General features: G+C 40.4%; 13 protein-coding genes. 7 read left to right on the forward strand and 6 right to left on the reverse strand.

The genetic code is table 11. From position 1 onward, the window contains the following. Positions 1–247 precede the first annotated feature (247 nt). From MA_RS14180 to MA_RS14195, 4 genes are read left to right on the forward strand one after another with little or no spacing between them, the layout of a single operon-like run. A complete protein-coding gene (locus MA_RS14180) occupies positions 248–982 on the forward strand; it encodes a hypothetical protein (protein WP_048065497.1) in 735 nt (244 codons plus the stop codon). Continuing rightward, positions 966–4,085, forward strand: coding sequence for a tubulin-like doman-containing protein (locus MA_RS14185; RefSeq protein ID WP_011022671.1), 3,120 nt, complete (start codon positions 966–968; stop codon positions 4,083–4,085). The genes MA_RS14180 and MA_RS14185 overlap by 17 nt, the downstream gene beginning before the upstream one ends. Next, entirely contained in the window at positions 4,069–5,748 is a 1,680-nt protein-coding gene (locus MA_RS14190; protein ID WP_011022672.1) for a hypothetical protein, read from the forward strand. Before MA_RS14185 ends, MA_RS14190 begins: the two co-directional genes overlap by 17 nt. Further along, positions 5,729–8,185 (forward strand): hypothetical protein, encoded by a 2,457-nt coding sequence (locus MA_RS14195; RefSeq protein WP_048065498.1) that lies wholly within the window; start codon positions 5,729–5,731, stop codon positions 8,183–8,185. The genes MA_RS14190 and MA_RS14195 overlap by 20 nt, the downstream gene beginning before the upstream one ends. Before the next feature lie 99 nt (positions 8,186–8,284). Here the strand turns inward: MA_RS14195 and MA_RS14200 are convergent, their stop codons facing one another. From MA_RS14200 to nifS, 6 genes are all read right to left on the reverse strand, one after another. Beyond that, positions 8,285–8,593: a hypothetical protein gene (locus MA_RS14200; RefSeq protein ID WP_048065499.1), complete on the reverse strand. Its 309-nt coding sequence runs from the start codon at positions 8,591–8,593 to the stop codon at positions 8,285–8,287. Between the two features lie 818 nt (positions 8,594–9,411). Beyond that, positions 9,412–11,034 (reverse strand): homoserine O-acetyltransferase MetX, encoded by a 1,623-nt coding sequence (locus tag MA_RS14205; RefSeq protein ID WP_011022674.1) that lies wholly within the window; start codon positions 11,032–11,034, stop codon positions 9,412–9,414. 6 nt (positions 11,035–11,040) lie between these two features. After that, positions 11,041–12,366 (reverse strand): O-acetylhomoserine aminocarboxypropyltransferase/cysteine synthase family protein, encoded by a 1,326-nt coding sequence (locus tag MA_RS14210; protein ID WP_011022675.1) that lies wholly within the window; start codon positions 12,364–12,366, stop codon positions 11,041–11,043. Between the two features lie 295 nt (positions 12,367–12,661). Further along, entirely contained in the window at positions 12,662–13,576 is a 915-nt protein-coding gene (gene nadA / locus MA_RS14215; protein ID WP_048066395.1) for a quinolinate synthase NadA, read from the reverse strand. 208 nt (positions 13,577–13,784) lie between these two features. Then, entirely contained in the window at positions 13,785–14,171 is a 387-nt protein-coding gene (gene nifU, locus MA_RS14220; RefSeq protein ID WP_011022677.1) for a Fe-S cluster assembly scaffold protein NifU, read from the reverse strand. Positions 14,172–14,339: 168 nt separating this feature from the next. Beyond that, positions 14,340–15,518 (reverse strand): cysteine desulfurase NifS, encoded by a 1,179-nt coding sequence (nifS, locus tag MA_RS14225; RefSeq protein WP_011022678.1) that lies wholly within the window; start codon positions 15,516–15,518, stop codon positions 14,340–14,342. A gap of 223 nt (positions 15,519–15,741) precedes the next feature. Between nifS and MA_RS14230 the strand changes: the two genes are divergently transcribed. The 3 genes from MA_RS14230 (at position 15,742) to cysE (ending at position 19,060) form a co-directional block, all read left to right on the forward strand. Then, entirely contained in the window at positions 15,742–16,107 is a 366-nt protein-coding gene (locus MA_RS14230; protein ID WP_226990605.1) for a transcriptional regulator, read from the forward strand. Between the two features lie 820 nt (positions 16,108–16,927). After that, positions 16,928–17,854, forward strand: a complete 927-nt coding sequence (cysK, locus tag MA_RS14235) for a cysteine synthase A (RefSeq protein ID WP_011022680.1) — start codon at positions 16,928–16,930, stop codon at positions 17,852–17,854. A 243-nt stretch (positions 17,855–18,097) separates the two neighbouring features. After that, entirely contained in the window at positions 18,098–19,060 is a 963-nt protein-coding gene (gene cysE, locus MA_RS29450) for a serine O-acetyltransferase (protein ID WP_011022681.1), read from the forward strand. The last annotated feature ends 125 nt before the right edge of the window (positions 19,061–19,185 follow it).

Genomic DNA, 19,185 nt, shown 5'->3' on the forward strand with positions numbered 1-19,185 from the left:
TTAAGTTTACTACCTCGTAACTCAAATATTGTTGTTTTATCCCTCTATTTCTTTAGTGTATGTAAAAAATATTTACTGTGTTGGCTATAAATAGAGGGATATATGTATAAATTAATTCTAAATAGTAGAGTATTATAAGAATCATTTAATAGTATGTATCATATGTTTTACAGAGAGTATGTTTACAAATAATGTAGGTTTTGCAGAAAGGATATTAATAAATAATGTAGCGGTGGTGCAATAAGGAATGAAATTATCCAAGGGCGTAAACTTCTTATTTTTGTCAATGTTCTTACTTTTATTTCTTGGAAGTACGGCATCAGCAACAAACATTGAGATCAGTGGTCAAACACAAAGCCAAGTTTTAGAGGGTCAGGTAATAAATTACACATTAACAGTAAGCAATATTCCATCAGCTGCAGATTACATCTCTTTTGACACTGATCTGGTTAAAACTGGTAATTTCCATTTATATAATTTCACAAATTTGAACATTACAAGTGATAATAACAAATTTGATCTTCCAGTTAATGAAAGCACAAAATCGATTATTGTTAATATTCATGGGCAAATCCCGCAAATAACCGAAAAGACACAGTATGGCAGAGTAACACTCATAACATATAAGCAAAGTACGGGTTATGCTTATGATAGGATAACACTCACAAATAGTAATGGAGATCTGATCGAAAGCGTGGAAACACGCCCCTTCGAAATCTCAAACCCGGAAGTTGAATCATTCCGAGAACAGATGAATAAAATAGATGATCCTTTTTTCAAGAACTATCTGCAGGACCTTCATGATAAAGGGCTTGTTACAGAATCAAAAACACTTGCTGACCATCTGACTGAAAATGATAAATGGCCTTCATACTGGTGGCTTATCCTGGGCGCAATTATAGGTCTTATAATCGGTGTTATAATCGGTGTTAGAATTAAAAATGGAAGTGAAGAGGAGGTCTTGAATGACGGAAGCTTTTAAGTGTCCCACAGACCTAACAATTTTGGGTCTTGGAGGATGTGGAAAAAAACTTGCTCGTGAAATATGCAGTTATGATTGGTTACTTCACGAATACTCCAAGGGTATGAACAGGCTTCGGATTTTCACTATGGATACGGATGCCAGTGAGCGTTTTCAGGATAAAAAATTGGAAACAGATATTATGGAGAAAGTAAATAAGTTGAATGGAACAGGAAACATCCTGTTTCAGTCCTACTTTCTACCATACCTTGCAAGTGTTGAACATGTAGCCGATTTAACCAGTTCTAAAGTTTTAGCAAGCATAAAAGATTCCCAATCTGTTACTGCAAATACGTGGTGGTTGCACGATCCCGAAAATGGAATTACTTTCAAGGATCTGAAAAATATTGATCCTTACCTCAAGGATGATTTCGGGGGTGGTGTTCATCGCAGAAGAGCTATTTCGAAAGCTATTCTATATAAAGTTTTGAATGAAGGGCAATCGAATGGGTTTCCGTCATTTTCATCTCCAGGAGATGTAGCCATGATAGTAGGGATAGGGGGAGGTAGTGGCTCTGGAATGTTCATAGACCTTGCAAGATATATAAAAAAAGGACGGGATAATAAAATCTATCTATTTGCAGTGCTTCCGACAACAAAAGAAGGAGTAAAAGAACAGCTTAATGCTGCCATTTCTATTACTGAGCTTGAATACTTAAATGTGCTTCAAGAGGAGGGACTTTTCGATCATGTAATTTTTACATCCCTGGGCCCTACGGAATATGCCAATGGGCAGCAGGAGTTAAAAGAAGTACGTGACTTTGATTCAGTCTTCCCGCAGATTCTTCTGAACTTCTTTTATATAGAGAAAGGTGATCTCCAAGTCAGTGATACCAGAAAATTCTATTCATCTTTTATTTTTGCCGATTCGCATATAATCGAATATCCCGTGGAAGAACTTAGGAAATTAAAGAAGCAGTACAGCCAGATTGTTGATGAATTGGGAGAGATCGTTACTGCCAGGAAAGCTGTAAATGAGGAAATAGAAAAACTCCTTAGTAGTTTTAATATCAGTGGAGAGTCCATTCCAACTGAGGAAGTATTTGAGGTCATGAAAAAGGAGTATAAAAACATTGAAATGGTATGGACAAACAACATCGCAGAACTGCTTAACTATCACAGTGTGGTAAAAATAAAGGACTTCATTCAATATAATGTTTCGGATGTTCAATTTGATCAGATCAAAACATATAATGACTTAACATCCTATATTTCACGAGTCAAGTATTGTACTCAAGGTGTCGAACAATATAAAATCAAAGATGAAATCGATAAAAAATTATCTACCTTGATTCCATCAGCTCTTGAGACTCTGGAAAATACTGCAAGTTTATTCAAACGGGTTTCATTTGTTGGGACTGAAGAGTGCAGGTCCGTAATGATTGATATCCTGAAGGGAAAACTGGAAATCTCTTCTCTTGTTGGATCGATGAAAGCCAGGAATCAGGAAATCCAAGCTCTGGACACGAAGCTAAAGGCGACTGAGCAGAAGATAGGTGAGTTGGATTCTCTATCCAGCAATGTTGAAGATAAAATTGAACAGATATTAAATGACATAGATAGTGACCTTGCATCCTATGTACAAATCACAAAGAATATCAAAGCCCTCCCGACTTTCGAAAAAGAATTGAAGAATAAATCAGATGACTATATAAATAAATTAAAAAGTGGAAAGGTTAAAGAGAAAAAGAAAGATAACTGGTATTTATCTGCTGGCAGAAAACAACTTAGGGAAGAAATTGATAATTATTCAAGTGAGATCAAACTTGATTTTAATAGCTTAAATAAGTTTATGGATGCAGTTACTGATTATTATTATTATGATTATATGCTCGAAGAAATTGAAAAGTTCAGCGTAAAAACGTTTTTAATGGGAAACAAACAGGCACTAAAAAGCAGGTATATTCAAGGAAAGGGAAAAGCAGAAGAATATATCAATTTAAATAAAAGGGATTGGGGAATTGTTATCGCTCCTCCCTTTGAAATAATTATACCTGATAATTTTTTGATTTTAGGACTCATGAAAAAGGCAGTTGAACTTATAGAACAAATCTATAACCCAATATACAGAGATCTAAATAATGACAGTCTTAACATTGAAAAACTGAAAGAAATATGCGAATCCGGTGACAGGGTAATAATTAGAAAGTCTTTGAGAGAATATCTAAGAGATCTTTACTTAAATGCTGCTGGTTACTTCAAAAAGAAGCAAGAGCTAAATAAATCCAAAGAAGATCTGGAAGTAGAACTCAGAGAAAAGAATCTTCTTTTAAATATGCTTGAAAATGTCGATGCCGCCAAGAACGAAACATTTTCAATCCGAAGAGATTACGGTCAGCATTATGATATATTCCACACACTATTTGAGAACATCAATCAAAAAAGAGATGTTGAGACGACAAGTGGAATATACAAATCCAAACTTGGAAGTGTCAACCCCAAGATATTGTCTCTTGTGGAAGAAGGGTCTAATATGAGTAACCTTGACAAGGACGTAGACGGGACATCAGAACTTAATAAACTCATAAACCTCGCAAAATCCAAATATTACAACTTGTTTGAAAATAGAAATCTTGGCGTAAATTCTTTAACGATTCCAATTACAGAGACCGAGAAGTGGAATTTTGATAAAGCTGCTGTAGTTGTATCATCTACTTCCAGCTATGTACGTTCTGAACTCATGAAAAGTACTATTGAGGAAGACATTATCTTTAAGAACATGTCTCTGAGAAGTCGCAACGATTCCCGTTGTACTGCTCATGAATATACAAGACCCTGGGAGATTGTTCTGACATTTTTTGCAGCATCAAGTTTTCTTGACAACATTTATCCACTGGTGGCCGGAGGAGGTTACTGGGAAATTTATGCAAAAAATAAGGAAAATATACTACATCATGTCCTGAAACTTCAGGATGGAAAATATATAACTCGAAACGCCCTCTTAAGCTCAAAAAACGCAGGAAGAATTGCACAAAATATAGATCAAAAGGGGCTTAAGGAAATCAAAGACCTTTATGAAATAAAGTCATTAAAGGGGGCTTTGGGGCTTGAAAATAAGCAATAATTTGGTCTTAGAAGTGGTTTTGGTTTTAGTTGGGGTCCTCCTATCCATTATTTTTTTAGATATTAGTGAGCTCTACTGGAAATCAGATTCTCACTGGCTTATACAGTTAATTCTCAGCTTCATAGTATCGTCCTTAATTTTCGGTGCAATCGGAATGGTTCTTGAGCGAAACTCAAGGACCGGAGGAATTTTTTTACTTGCAGTATTCTTATCAATTACATATGTCCTTTATGAAAGAGGATTCTTATTGAGTATATATGGTATCTATGGGTTCATACTTGGAATGTTAGAAGGTGGATACTTAAGTTTTTACTCCTACTTTAACAATCGATTTGACAACCTTGCGATATATTCACGTAGATTCGTCACATACTTTTGTGTATTAACCTTATTGTATCTTGCTTTTATCAATCTAGAGTATTTTCAAGAAATTTCACAGTTCAGTGCAAGTGATACAGACAAGCTTTTTAAAACTATAATTATGGTTGGATCTTTAGTTGCATTTTCTTTCCTTCTGAGAGCGACCATTCGTGGCATAAGGGCTTATGATGTATTCATATATGGTCCTTCGGGATCAGGAAAATCATTGTTATTGCTTGCTATTTACAAACAGTTTATTTCATTTTATAGTGGCAAGAGAAATGAATTTATTCTGTCGGAGGGGAATAAAGAGGATTTAAAGATTGAAAGTATGCTTATCGCTTTAGAAAATGGAGAACTTCCAAAAAGCAACCTTCGGACAGACCTGGCAATGTATAAATTGTCAGGCAAAAATAGATTAAAACCCGTAGGAATTACATTTGTAGATTACGGGGGAGAGCATACAGATAATTTTGACAAAGTACGGTATAAGGAAACAATTGAAGGACTGCGCAAACTCTTTTATTCAGATGCCTCTTACCTGAAAAAAATACTGGAAAATGCAGGTACTACTTCTGAAGTGGACGAAATACTGAGACAATATGTAGGTACTCCCAAACTGAATAAAATTCTGGGGGATACAGACGCTTCAGAAATAAAGAAAATGTATGGTAATGATAACACACGACGCACTGAAAAAGATATAACTAAATCGAAAAAGAGCCTGATCTCTCTACTGAATAAAAAACTGGATGGATTGGAAAAAAAACTGGGAGATTTGGACGGTATACAGGACCTGCAAGATTATCATCAAAATGAATTTGCAGAGTATGTAGACAAAATCATTTTTGCTTGTGTATATAAAAGGTTTGAAAGTGCAGGGAAAATCATTTTTTTGGTAGATGGAGATTATGTTGTTGACTTCCATAATGAGAACAATAACGGCAAAAACCATCTAATAAAACTCTTCAGCAATTACTCAGACATAATAAATAAATTTGGGAATGAGAAATCTTACGCGATTGTAGTTACTAAGACTGACAAGTTTGAAAATCTTTCAAATATTCTGGAAAACTCAACTGAAGCCAAGGCGATAGAGCATAAAGTATATGATATGTTCTGCGAGATTCCTACATTCAAAGAAATTGTACATATGTCAAATCGGACGCCGATCTATCTGTACACGGTCAGCGTGGACGCAACCATGGAGCCTCACATAAAGGATGAGGATACAGAAATGCAGCAAAAAAGTCTAAAAATATATCCATGGAGAGTTGGAGAGATTGAAAAATTCAGCTTTTGATCTTGATGTAACTCCAGAGAATTTTGTTTTTAATTCAACAGGCCAGTTGTTAAAAGGCAATGAATATTATGAACAATATACTGAACTGGCTAAGCAGCTTTACGAAAAAAGAAGTGCGTTCTACCTGGAGTTAAGAGATAATGAAATTATTTTTGGGTGCAGTTTGAATGTAAAGGAGAATAGTGGTGGAGAAGAAAGAATAGTATTCATACAGACCTACAATAATTTACCACCACAAGATATTAGTTTAGATATCACTTCAGTAAAAAACGTTTATAAATATATCAAATCTGAGATTATAAATCTTTACTCAAATATGTACCAATTAGTTGGACTATGGGAAGAAAACGACTACATAAATATCAGAGATCGAGCGATAAGCGACGATGCTCTAAAATACACTGCTGATAGGATTAACTCAGGCAAAAAAGTATCTGTTAAGATCTCTGAGCTCAATGTCGGTCTCTCCTTTGTCCTCAAATTAGTTGCTATACTGGGGTACAGATATCCATTAACATTTGATGTTTCTCAATATTCTTCTAATTTTGATGTTTCTGTTAGTCTAACCGAACCAAATCCAGATTTTGAGATCGAAAAATATAGAAAGTACCGGAAAAATAACGTGGAAGAATCGTGGGGTTTTTATAATGATTTGGGTGGAGAATCATTAAAGCATAAAGTTTCGAATCCAGAAAAAAGTACGGCTCCATCATACTCTGTTGATGACAGATTTAAAGTTGAACTCTTTCATAGATTTTCCAACGATGTCTATAACTTGGACTACGGAGTATACAACTCGACAGGCCAGCTGTTAAAAGGCAATGAGCACTTTGAACAATACACGGAACTGGCAAAGCAGCTTGATACAAAAAGAAGTGCTTTTTACCTGGAGTCAAGAGAGGATAAAATTATTTTAGGGTGCGGTTTGAGTGTAAAGGCGGATAATGGTAGAGAAGAAAGAGTTGTGTTCATACATGTCCACAATAATTTACCATCACAGCACAAAATTACTGACTGTGAAATCCAATTTTTGAAGAAGTTCTATGGACGGATTAAGTCTGAGATTAAAACTATTTACTCGAATAAATATCAATTAGTTGGGTTATGGGAAGAAAATGACTACAAAAATATCGAAGATCGGGTTATAAAAGATGATATTCTGATATACACTGCTGGTAGGATCAATTCTGGCAAAAAAGTATCTGTTAAGATTACTGATCTCAGTGCCGGTCTCTCCTTTGTCCTCAAATTAGTTACTCTGCTGGGGCACAGATATCCATTGATGCTTGATGTTTCTCAATATCCTTCAAATTCTGAGGTTTCTGTTAGCCTAATCAAACCAAATCCAGATTTTGAGATCAAAGAAAATGGAGAGTACCGAATAATTAATGCGAAAGAATCGTGGGATTTCTACAAAGAGTTGGGTGAAGAATCAGTTAAAAATAAAACTTCTGGTTTAAAAATAAATAAAAATTCATCAGATTCCGTAAGTCTTATCGTAAAAAAGATATTAAAGACACCATCCGATTATTATAGTTCGGATAAATTTATAGATAATTTTGATGATAGAGAAAAAGTTGAAATATTTAAGAGATTGATTCAAGAAAACTCTAAAACAAAGGGCCTAACTTCTGATGATAGAGACAAAGTCGAAATGTTTAAGAAATTGGTTCAGGAAGACTCTAAAATAAACAATCCAACCAGCAAAGTTCTCACAAACATTTATCACAAAATTAAATCGCCGGAATGTAGGAAAGAGATTTATGAAATATCACTTTCAAACGATGTCTATGTTGAGAATCTCGTTAAGGATCTTCTAAGAGTTATATACAAGGAACATAACAGAGATTTGTTCAATTTACTCTTTGATTATTCCGACAACGAGATTGCACAGGGCTATAAAAAGAGTTCTAAGTACGATTCTTTTAAGAATGAGGTTGAAAAATCACTAAAATACTTAGAAGATTCCGACAAGGTTAACTTTGTAAAATATATTGCGAGTGAAGCACCTTCTAAACCAAAAGCCAGAGGAAAAATCCTGCTAAAAGCTCTGATCGAAGATCTGGTTGAGCGAAAAGGCAATAATGACTTTCTTTCAAAGCTAAGTGAAGAAGAAGCTGAGAACCTGGATAAAATAATCCGGGATTCAAACTACTTAAGTTCAATGAAAAAGATGAAAAAAAGTAAAAGAGACAAGAAAATCAAAATAGCTTCTTATGCTATTATTGCTATTATTTTAGTTTCTATTCTTCTTATGTCTTATTTTGTCTATATTCACCCTGCAGGAATTGATGGAGAGAACAACTCCTCGATAAACAAATCTGAAAATGATTCGATAGATCTGGCGATGACTTCTCAAGGCAATAATACAAATAGTTCAGAGGAAGCTGTATTCTTAGACCGGATAAAAAATCGCATCATCTCCTTGATTTCCTGACACAAGGATAAAAACTCACATTGTCTCCCTGATTTCCTGAGACTGGTTTTTTGATTAGCAGGTAAATAGAACGCATCCGTCAGCTTGCCTGGCGGCCCTTCACCAAAAAGCAGAAAGATTTAAGGAAAAATAAATAAAAGCAGAAGCTTGAAAATGCAGTAAACCAGCAAAAGTAAGCAGAAGTTGTTTACTTCCTGCTTTCGGCAGGTAACTTGTTTTTCTCATAATATTTTTACTGATAGCGTTTTTGCTAGAAAACACATTATTCCTGATACTAGTACATCGATTCCATATATCCTCAATAAACCATGAATAAAAACAAGTGAACACAAATATTTTCAATTCGTGTTTATTCTTGTCCGCTTGTGGTTTTCTCATAGAAAAAACATTAACCAGTGCTGATTTCAAAGTCCAATTCTTCCCATAATTTGGAATCGATGTACTAGACATTATTGCAAAAACGGCTCATTGTTTATATATGTCGTGAGATTTGGGCCATATGTTAACCAGTTACGAACCCGACATATATGCACATAATGTTTGAAAAACGCCATCATTAAAAATACTTAAAATCTAATGTCGACCTGCCGAATATAGGTTACTTATTCTCTTCTTCCCTTTTTTTGACAGGCCGCTTTCCTTCGTCGAGTGGACAGAACAATTAGGTATGGCTAATAAGGTTTGATGGGTCAGAAGATTTATCCCACTTTCCGCAGTAAATTTTCGTATATTCACATTTTTTCCTGCTATCGATTTTCAATAAAAAGTGGATTTATTGGACTTTTATGCAGGAGGTAAAGCAGCTATATGGTGTATCATAGAGACAAAAAAACGATATCATTCAATTTTCACCAAGTTCCATTAAAAGTCCAAATTAATTTGATTTGTTTCAAAAACGCTATCAGGGAAAATATTGATTTTTGAAAAAATACTGCGGAATGTGGGTTTACAGTTCATCCATTTTTTAGTCCTCTTGAGCGAAGCGGAAAGGATCTTGTGCTCCCGAGCGGAACTTATTCCATTACCAGTCCTTTTGTCATTGCAATCATAGACGCCTATTAAACATGGCAGTACTCGCTGTAGTATTCATATCCAGCTTTTTGATAGTCTTAAACACAATACTTAAAAAAGAAAGAACATAAGCAAACAAGGGAAAAAAGAAGACGGGTAAGAAATGTTCAGAGATGAAGAGAGGGCACATACTGCCCTTTATCTAAAACTCTTTCTCAATCATACTTGCCAAAAAGAGCACTTATGCTTTCGCTTGTAACAATGCCTATTATACGGTGCTCGGAATCTATTACGGGGAGTGCGGAAATCGAGTGTTTTTCCATTATTGAGGATGCGTGTTCAATCTTTTCATCCTCATATACGTACTTTACATCCCGCGTTATGATTTCGTCCAGCTCGTTGATTTTGCATGCCACTGCTTTTGTGATATCCCAGGATGTGACTATGCCTTCGAGTTTTCCGTCCTCTGAGATGACCGGCAGGTGGCTTACGCATTCTTTTACCATGAGCTTTGAGGAGTGTTCGATGGTTTCGTCTCTCGATACCGTATAGAAGTTCCGGTTCATGACATCGCTGACAAGGATGTGCGAGAGGAAGCTCCTTAGCAGGTAGCTCAGCTGTCCTTCTTCAAGCAGGAACGCATCGTGCCCGTGCTGGGATCTGATTTCTTCATATCTGGCATCGACTCCGTTTGCAGTAAGAGCCGATACGATTTCCTGGGACTGGTAAGGGGGATAGAGCCAGTCTGAAGATATGGAAATTACAAGGTATTTTGCAGTAACTCCGGAAAAGCCCTCTATAAGGGAGCCGTTCTTTGCAAGGTCAAAGTAGTCCACAGCTTTTGTAATGTACAGGTAAGAATTGGCATCAAAACGTTTTGTGAAATTATCTCCTTTGTAGTTCAGGTAGCTCTCGACCTGGAAGTTTGGGGTAAAGTCGTAGGAGAGCTCGGAGGAGATCTCAGAGGATATTGAGGATATTTCAGAGGATATTTCGGATGAATTCTTTCCTTCCGTACCCGTCGTGCCTTTTATCCCTGATTTATCGGTATCCTGCTGGAGCCTTCCGAACTTATTCTGCATTGAAGCGTCGCTCAGGTATGTAATGTGTCCTATCATTCGGGCGAGGGCAAGCCCCTGGGAAGGTATCTCTTTTCCGTAATAGTCTCCGCCGTTCCATTTCGGGTCATCGGTTATGGCTTTCCTGCCGATTGCTCCGAATGCGATTTGCTGCGGAGTTGTGGAGGCTGTGGTCGCTATTGCAATTGCTTTTCTTACCATTTCGGGGTAGCTGACCGTCCACTGGAGTACCTGCATTCCCCCCATGGAACCGCCTGCAACCGCAAAAAGTTGTTTTACTCCGAGGTGCTCTATCAGTTTTTTCTGGGCATTTACCATGTCCTTGACCGTAATTACGGGAAAGGAGATGCCGTAGTGTTTTCCGGTTTCGGGGTCTATGGAAGAAGGACCTGTAGAGCCTTTACAGCCTCCCAGGATGTTTGAGCAGATGACGCAGTATTTTTCAGTGTCAAATGCCTTATTGGGGCCGATTACGATCTCCCACCAGCCCGGTTTTTTGTCACCCTCATGAAACCCGGCAGCATGGGCATCGCCTGTAAGGGCGTGGCAGATCAGGATGACGTTGCTCTTATCGGCATTCATCTTCCCGTACATTTCGTACTCTACCCTGACGCCGGAAAGGGTTTTTCCGCTCTCAAGGCCGAAGGTCCCCGGGATTTTATAGTTCATCGAGCGGACTATCCCGATGCTCTGGCCTTTTTTTCCCGAAAAAAGTTTTTTGGAAGAGTTCACGGAAGAATTCCCGGAAGAAACCGCCATGCTATCTCATACCTCAGAAAGTGCCTGTCCAAGATCGAAAATCAGGTCTTTTTCATCCTCGATCCCTATGGAAAGCCTGATAAAGTCCTCGGTCACTCCGCATGCTCTCTGCTCTTCTGCTGAAAGCTGTTCATGGGTTGTTGAAGCTGGATGGATTACGAGGCTTTTTGCATCTCCTATGTTTGCAAGGTGGGAAAAGAGCTCAAGGCTTTCAACAAACTTCTTTGTCGCCTCTGTCCCGCCTTTGATCCCGAACCCGATTATTGCCCCGTAGCCGGATTTCAGGTATTTCTTTGCAAGCTCATGGCTCCTGTGGGATTCAAGGCCGGGGTAGGAGACCCAGGCAACTTTCGGGTGGGCCTGGAGGAACCTGGCAACTGCAAGAGCATTGTCGCAGTGTTTTTTCACCCTCAGGGGGAGAGTCTCAAGTCCCAGTGTGAACAGGAATGAGTTAAAAGGAGAAAGGCAGGCTCCGATATCCCTCATGAACTGCACCCTTGCTTTTGCAATGAAAGCAGCCTTTCCGAAGGCTTCCTTATATTTCAGCCCGTGGTATCCGGGGTCGGGGTCGCAGATTTCAGGGAATTTCTCAGAACTCCAGTCAAAGTTTCCGGAATCGATGATTACTCCTCCTATCGAAGTCCCGTGCCCGCCTATGTATTTCGTTGCCGAATGTACCACGATGTCTGCCCCATGCTCGATAGGCCTCAGGATCACGGGGGCTACCGTATTGTCCACGACAAGGGGAATTTCTGCAGTATGGGCTATTTCTGCGAGTTTTTCAAAATCGGGAACATCGAGTTTGGGATTTCCGATTGACTCCACATAGAGGGCTTTTGTTTTCCCTGTGATTTCCTTTTTGAATTCTTCGGGGCTGCTCGAGTCTACGAATTTTACGGTCCTTCCAAGTTTGGGAAATGTGTAATTGAAAAGTTCATAGGTCCCTCCGTAGATTTTATCGCCTGAAACGATTTCGTCCCCTGGGCCTGTAAAGGTAAGTAGGGCTGTTGTGATTGCAGCCATTCCTGAAGAAGTCGCAAGGGCTCCTATGCCGCCTTCAAGGGCAGCGATTCTTTTCTCAAAGACATCGGTTGTGGGGTTCATCAGGCGTGTATAAATATTGCCTTCTTTCCTGAGCCCGAAAAGATCGGCTGCATGTTCCGTGTCATCGAATACATAAGCTGCGGTCTGATAAATCGGAACCGATCTTGCTCCCGTGACAGGGTCAGGTTTTGCTCCGGCATGTACCGCGAGGGTTGAAATGCCCGGGTTTTCAAGAGCTCTTCTCTTCAACCCTTTTTCTCCAGTTTGGTTTTCATTTTTGTTACCCATTTTTATCTTACCTCAAGACCGTGTTTTTCAAGTCAGAAGTGAGAATCGAACTCACGTAATTCCGGGTTGCAGCCGGAAGCATAGCCACTCTGCCATTCTGACAAGTCTGCTTTTCATTCATGTTCACAATTGCGAACACAACGTCACAATTGTGATCCAGGTATAAATAAATACCTGTTTACAGGAAAAAAGATAGCAGGACTGAAAAATATGAGAGTGATTCCCTTCCTCTCTTTATCTTCCTCTCTTACTTTCCTCTCTTTAACTTCCCTCTCTTTTACCTTCCTCTCTTTTGTTAAGTTCCGCTAACCGAAAGCATCCGGTCAAGTGCCTTTTTTGCTTTCGCTCTCACATGTTCCGGGACCTGGACTTCATATTCCATATTCTGGAGGCTGTTCAGAATGGACTCAAGAGTGACCTTTTTCATATTGTAGCAAACAGCCTTTTTTGATACGGGGTAGAATTTTCTATCCGGGTATTTCCGTTTCAGGCTCTGAACAATTTCCTTTTCAGTCCCGATTATAAACTCTGTGGACTCTGATCTTCCCGCCTCCTTCACAATTCCGGAGGTACTGAGGATATGGTCTGCAAAACTCATGACTTCAGGCCTGCATTCGGGGTGTGCAAGAAATTCCGCTTCAGGATGGAGGTTTTTTAATTCTTCGATATCCTCTTTCCCTATGTTCTCATGGACATGGCAAAACCCGGGCCGGAGGTGTATTTTTTTGTCGGTATGAAGGGATACAAAGGCTCCAAGGTTTTTGTCCGGGACAAAAATAATCTCCCTGTTCTCAACTGAATTTACCACATTTACTGCATTTGAAGAGGTGCAGCAGATATCCGACTCCGCTTTTACGGCGGCTGAACTGTTCACATAACAGACGACGGCTGCATCCGGGTGCTTTTCTTTTTCTTTCCTGAGAGTCTCCACGGTAACCATATCCGCCATCGGGCAGCCCGCCTCCGGAACCGGCAACAGAACCGATTTTTCAGGAGAAAGAATCGATGCCGACTCTGCCATAAAATGAACACCTGCAAAGACTATGACATCAGCTTTTGAATTCACCGCTTCCCTGCAGAGGGAAAGGGAATCCCCAACAAAATCCGCAAATTCCCGTACTTCCCCGCGGGTGTAAAAATGAGCAAGGATTATTGCGTTTCTTTCTTCTTTGAGCTTTTTTATTTCTTCTGCAATTAACCGGTCTTCCATAACAACTCCGTTTTCCATAATATTTCCGTTTTCAAAGTGATTTCATTTTTAAAGTGACTTAATTCTCAAAGCGACTTCTTTTTTAAAGTGATTTCATCTTCAAAGTAACTTTTTTTCTGTAATTACTTCGTTTTTTAAAGTGGCTTAGTTTTCTAAAGTGGTCTGATTTTTCAAAGTGAGTCTATTTCTTAATCCAGCCTAGGCTCATTCAGTCCCAGGGCTCAAGCCCTTTTTTCTGCAGATAGTCGTTAATTGCCTCATGGATTGCCTCTTCCGCAAGCATGGAACAGTGCATTTTTATCGGAGGGAGCCCGTCAAGTGCCTCTGCAACTGCTTTATTCGAAAGTTCCCAGGCTTCTTTCAGGATTTTTCCTTTGATAAGTTCGGTTGCCATGCTGCTTGATGCAATTGCAGCCCCGCATCCGAAGGTCTGGAACTTCACGTCAACGATCCTGTCCCCTTCGACCTTGAGAAAGATCTTCATTATATCTCCGCACTTTGCGTTCCCGACCTCTCCCACTCCGTCGCAGTTCGCAATACTCCCCATGTTTCTCGGGTTTGAAAAATGGTCTAACACCTTAGCGCTGTAATCCATGAATTTATCTCCAATACTGTTTTTTGATTTCTGAATCCAAAACGTTTACTTATCCGGGTTCCTTTTTGTTAAAATATCCCCGATCTTTGTTAAAATATCCCAGAATTTTTTGTTCCGATATCCCAGAATTTTTTGTTTAAAAATTCCCGTTTATTCATTTCCGGTTGTTCAAAGAGCTCTGTATTCCTGAGGGGTCAATGGCGACATATTTCTGAGCTTCTGAACAATCTCGGGGAGAACCTCAAGTACCCTGTCCACATCTTCCAGGGTATTCATCCTTCCGAGGCTCAATCTCAGGGAACCGTGGACGATTTCATGAGGAACTCCGCAGGCTGTAAGCACGTGCGAAGGTTCAAGAGAAGTAGAATTACACGCGCTTCCCGTGGATGCAAAAATTCCCTTTGCGTTCAGGAGCAGCAGGAGAGACTCTCCCTCAATGTATTCAAAAGTGACATTTACGTTGTTTGCAAGCCTTTCTGTTGGGTGCCCGTTCAGGTGGGTTTTCGGGATCTGCAGGAGGCCTTTAATCAAGCGTTCTCTCATTTCCAGCAGGGGTTTATTTGTTTCCTCCATTTCGCCTGTTGCAAGCCCTATAGCTTTTCCGAGGCCCACGATGGAGGGTACGTTCTCGGTGCCTGCCCTGCGTTTTCTTTCCTGAGCCCCTCCATGGAGAAAAGCCTCGATTTTTGTCCCTTTCCTTATGTAAAGTGCTCCGCAGCCCTTTGGTCCGCCAAATTTGTGCCCTGAAAGGGATAGGAGGTCAACATTCATTTTTTTGACATCTATAGGGACATGGCCTATTGCCTGCACAGCGTCCGTATGGAAATATATACTGTTTTCCCTTGAGATTTTTCCGATTTCTTCGACAGGCTGAATTGTCCCGATTTCATTGTTTGCAAGCATTATGGAAATGAGAATCGTATCGTCCCGGATTGCATTCTTCAGTTCCTCCGGTGAGACCATCCCATACCGGTCAACCGGAAGATATGTTACCTCAAACCCCTGCCCTTCAAGCCAGGCACAGGCGTGCAGGACTGCGTGGTGTTCGATTGATGAGGTGATTATGTGTTTTCCTCTGTTTTTATTTGCAAAAGCTACCCCCTTTACTGTCCAGTTGTCGGACTCGGTGCCTCCGGATGTGAAATAGATTTCATTTTCTTCAGCCCCTATGGCATCTGCAACCCTTTTTCTTGCATTTTCCACTGCATGTTTTGAGATTTTCCCGAGTTCATAGATGGAAGAAGGGTTTCCGAAGTTCTCAGTAAGGTAGGGGAGCATCTCCTCAACCACTTCTTTTCTTACGGGAGTCGTAGCAGAGTTATCCATGTAAACGGTTCTGTTTTCAATTGTCACATCTTCACCTTCACAATTGTGACATGTATTAACAATTGTGACTATTTAAGTTTTATCCTGAAAAATACCCTGCCGCAGAAAACGAAACCTCTTAAATGCAGCAGTTACCCTAAAATTATTGCCTTGCGGGACAATCTTATTATTATTTTTCGTACTGATAATAAATATATATGTACATGGGTTATATTTGTTCTCAATTGTAAAACCTCAATAAGTGATGATGATTATGGAAACTCCGTGTCAGAAGATTGTGTGGGATCTGGTCCCCGCAATAAGGGCCAGTCTTGCAATCGAACTTGTAAATAAAGGACAGTCACAGGCAGCTTCCGCAAAGCTGCTGGGGATTGCCCCGTCGGCAGTTTCCCAGTATATTTCGGGAAAAGGGGGATACAGGATTGAGTTCCAGGGTGAGACGAAAGAAATGATCGAAAAACTTGCTCAGGACTTAATTGACAACAAAGTCGAAGACTTTGTTCCGAGGATCTGCCAGATCTGTACAAGTGCAAGAGGGATTGGAGGCAGCTGCAGTAGCACCTGCGTTTCCGAAGAACCGGCAGTTGAAGAGAAGAAAACTGAAGAGTAATTCATTGGTCATCGGTTAAGAAATTTTCTTGCCTGAAAGCTATCGATTTTGCACCAAAAGGCTGCCTTAAATTTTGGCCTTTTTACATGAAATCGACACACAGTTCCAGTCCACAACACATTAAAATTATCAGCAACTGTTGTGAGAATGGAGGCAATTTATCACGATTCCTCACTTAACCGAAGACGTATGAAGAGTAATTGAAAACGAAAAGTGAACTGAAAACGAAAAATGAACTGAAAACTAATAAGTGAACTGAAAACGAAAAATGAACTGAAAACTAATAAGTGAACTGAAAACGAAAAATGAACTGAAAACTAATAAGTGAACTGAAAACGAAAAATGAACTGAAAACGAAAAATGAACTGAAAACTAATAAGTAAACTGAAAGAAATGAGTATTCTGGTTTTGAATAAGTTCACTTAAATCAGTCTGTTTAGTAAGTCCACTTCATAAATTCATATCATAGATCCATACCATCTGTCTGTTTAGTAAGTCCATTTCATAAGTTCATTCCATCTGTCTGTTTAATAAGTCCATTTCATAAGTCCATTTTATCACTCCATTTTTAAACTTTCATTTCGTTCCGGTCCCCTTCGTGATGATTCCAGATGCCTTTTTTATTCCTGCTTTTTTCCCTTTCGGTTCATTGCCTTACACCGCTTGCGCGATAACTTTATATCCAAGATCATATGTAATTCACAATTGTGAATTTCCTGTACACTCATTTTATCAGTTTATGATGAGGATAAATTCAGGCCAAAATAAGCTGTGGAGAACGGCAAATTTCAGAAAAATGATAAATGAAACGGTGAAAGAGATGGGTCAAATCTATTCAGACATAACATGGACAATCGGAAACACACCGCTTGTCCGTTTAAACCACATCACGAAGGGTCTTCATACGGATGTGCTGGTTAAGGTAGAGTCCTTTAACCCGATGGGGAGTGTAAAGGACAGAATCGGACTGGCAATGCTTGAGGAAGCCGAACGTGAGGGAAAAATCAAAGAAGGCACCACAATTGTTGAAGCCACAAGCGGGAACACCGGAATAGCCCTTGCAGGAGTGTGTGCTGCCCGTGGCTATAAACTCATCCTTGTTATGCCTGAGACGATGAGCATAGAACGAAGAAAGCTGCTGAAAGCTCTGGGCGCAGAACTCGTCCTGACCCCGGGCCCCGAAGGGATGAAAGGGGCAGTCAATAAAGCGGAACAGATGGCTTCAGCAGACCCCACTCTTTACTATATGCCCCAGCAATTTCAGAACCCTGCAAACCCTGAGGCCCACCGCAGGACAACTGCCGAGGAGATCTGGAGAGATACGGATGGGAAAGCGGATGTTCTCGTAGCAGGCGTGGGGACCGGAGGGACAATCACAGGTATTGCCGGAGTCCTCAAGAAAAGGAAAACCGGTTTCAGGGCTATTGCAGTCGAACCTACCGAATCTCCCGTACTCAGCGGCGGAAGCCCGGGCCCACACAGGATCCAGGGAATAGGTGCAGGTTTTATCCCGGATGTCCTTCAGCTTGGTCTTGTTGATGAAATTATCAAAGTATCTGCAGATGAAGCTATTTCCACGGGAAGAAGGCTGGCAAGGGAAGAAGGCATTCTTGCAGGCATATCTTCAGGAGCGGCTACATGCGCAGCCCTGCAGGTAGCATCCAGGAAAGAGATGAGCGGAAAGACAATTGTTGTCATCCTGCCGGATACCGGAGAGCGTTATCTGAGCACCGATCTGTTTAGCTGATCTGTTTGACTGATCTGTTTGACTGAGCTATTAATGGTTATTTGACTAAACTATTTGATTGATTTATTGACTTCTTTACTCGACTGAACTATTTAATTGATTTATTGACTTCTTTACTCGACTGAACTATTTGATTGATTTATTAACTTCTTTACTTGACTGAACTACTTGATTGATTTATTAACTTCTTTACTCAACTGAACTATTTGACCTACTTACTTTCAACCATACTGGAAGATTCAAATGGGAATCAGGGAAGATATAAAAACAGTTTTCGAAAAAGACCCAGCTGCAAGGTCAACACTCGAGGTGCTCTGCTGCTATCCGGGGCTGCATGCTATCTGGATGCACCGAGTAGCCCACTCGCTCTGGAACAAAGACCTCTTGTTTCTCGCCCGTTTGACATCTCATATCTCAAGGGCGCTCACGGGCATTGAAATCCATCCGGGAGCAAAGCTGGGGAAGCGGGTATTTATTGACCACGGATCAGGAGTGGTAATAGGAGAAACTGCCGAAGTAGGGGATGACGTCCTCATATACATGGGAGTCGTGCTCGGAGGGACTGCCCTTGAGAAGAAAAAGCGACACCCCACTGTTGAAAATAATGCGGTTCTCGGCTCAGGTGCAATCGTACTCGGACCGATTACGATAGGAAGAGGGGCAAAAGTAGGTGCCGGTTCGGTTGTGGTTCGCTCAGTTCCACCCGAAGCCACCGTAGTCGGCGTCCCTGCCAGGATTGCAGGAACGCCACAGCCGTCCGCACCCTCAGAGCAGCTGGACCACAATAAACTGCCTGACCCCGTGCTTACCGTAATAAGTCAGGTGCTTGACCGCATGAGCAGGTTGGAGGAACGGTTTCAGGCTCATGAAAAAGCATCCACCACTCCCGTGCCGGTATCCTTTGTAAGCTCAGAAAACCCCTCCGTCAAAAAAGATGAGCAGATTTATTCCTTGCTAAAAGACGTGATCGATCCTGCAGTTGGAATAGATATCGTCAACCTGGGTTTTGTCAAGGAAGTCACTGTGAACGGGACAAATGTAGATGTAAACCTTGTATTGACAACGAGTGCCTGTCCCATGATCGAATATTTTAGAAATCAGGTAAAGAGAAAGGTCATGGGCATTAAAGGGATAGAAAACGTTACTGTCAATATCCTTGACGAGCCCTGGAAATGGGATGGGGCCGGCAGGCAGGCATTCCATTAAGCCTGACACAAAATTGAGATTACAATTTGTATCACCCTTACAACCTTATTCGCCGTATCTTGTCGTTCTCGTCCCGGCAGAGTTGCAGTTCTGCAGCCCGAATTGCGCCTCGGGATCGCAGGGAA

This window comes from Methanosarcina acetivorans C2A, assembly GCF_000007345.1.
Taxonomy (GTDB): domain Archaea; phylum Halobacteriota; class Methanosarcinia; order Methanosarcinales; family Methanosarcinaceae; genus Methanosarcina; species Methanosarcina acetivorans.